Raw genomic sequence first — 1,498 nt, 5'->3', positions numbered from 1 at the left:
GATACCCCGCTCCCGGCTCCTGCCGGGATGGTCGCCCCGGCCGTGTTACCGGCCCCGGCGACGCTCCCGGCCGCCCCGGCTCCGCTCGTGCTCCCCGCCTCGCGGGAGGAGCACGGTGCCGCCCCCGGCACGCTGCCCGGCGCGTCGGTGTGCGGCGCCGACTCCGGCCCCGCCGCCGCGGCGTCGGCGTGCGGCGCGGCCAGCGAGGCCAGCAGGTCACGGCAGGTGCCGTCCGGCCGCGAGGAGGCGGCTTGGAGCAGCGCGTCGACCTGCTCGACCATCAGCTGCGCGGTGGCGGGCGTGTACAGGGCCCGGTCGTAGTCGATACGCAGCACCAGCCCGTCGTCGCCCTCCACGGCCGCGAACGCCAGGTCGTACTTGGCCACGGCGCTGTGCGGGTGCAGCAGACGCACCTCGGCGTCCGGCAGCTGCCAGGACGCGGAGCGCCGAGGCTGGTGCAGGAAGACCGCGGAGAAGACCGGCGCGGTGCCGGGCGGCAGATCGCCCGCCTCGGCGTGCGCCTCCATCGAGGCCAGCACCTGATCGCCGAGGACGGCCGCATGGTCGGCGAACGGCCGCTCCGGCACGCAGACGGAACGCACCGGCAGGACGCGGGTGAACAGGCCCACCGCGTCCTGCGTGTCCTCGTCACGGCCGGCGAACGGCATGCCCAGCAGCCCGTCCTCCTCGCCCGACCAGGCGTGCAGCAGCAGACTCCACACCGACAGCAGCGCCACGGCCGGACTGAAACCCCCCGCGGCGGCCAGGGCCCGCACCTTCGCCAGCCGCTCGACCGGCAGCTCCCGCTCGCAGAACCCGGCCTGCCCGCGCAGGCCGTCCTCACCGCGCACCAGGTCCGGCAGCGGCGCCAGCAGCGCCGGCTCGCCCTCCAGCAGCCGCGTCCAGTACGGATCCGGTGCCGTGGCCACCGGCAGTGGAGCGGGCACCGGCACCGGCGCGAACCCGGGGTACCGGCCCGCGGCCCTCGCCCGGTAGGCAGTGACCAGGTCCTCGGCCAGCACCTCCACCGACCGCCCGTCCGCCACGATGTGATGCACCGTCAACGTCACCAGCGCACCGTCGTCGTGACGCAGCACCTCCGCCCGCAGCAGCGGCGCCGTCCCCGGGTCCAGCGGCCTCGCCGCGGCGCCGGCGGCATCCTCGAGAGCCGACTCGCGGTCGTAGCGCCCGGCCCGCTCCACGATCCGCAGCGGCACCACCGCGGCGGGCTGCGCCACACGCGACAGCGTGCCCTGCGCCGTCTCGAAACGCCCCGCCGGCGCCGGATGACGCTCCAGCACGTCGGCGAGGGCGGCGCGCAGCGCCTGCTCGTCCAGACGGGGGGTGAACTCCAGACACAGCGGGATGTTGTAGCGGCCGGACTCCGGCTCGCACCGGTCGGCGAGCCAGATCTCCAACTGGGCGGAGGAGGCCGCGCTCACGCCCCGGCCCCCGCCCCGGCCGCGCCGGCCGGCCCCGTCTTCGTGCCGCCGCCCGC

The 1,498-nt window shown here is 76.8% G+C and carries 1 protein-coding gene; it reads right to left on the bottom strand.

Going from position 1 to position 1,498, the window contains the following annotated elements; all coding sequences use genetic code 11:
* Nucleotides 1–1,442, bottom strand: a 1,442-nt coding sequence (locus ACWGH4_RS34995; RefSeq protein WP_453467935.1) for a condensation domain-containing protein, incomplete at its 3' end; no start/stop codon positions are given.
* Nucleotides 1,443–1,498: the final 56 nt, after the last annotated feature.

The sequence above is a fragment of the Streptomyces sp. NPDC054847 genome, from assembly GCF_053610925.1.
This window is presented reverse-complemented; position numbering and strand designations above follow the sequence as displayed.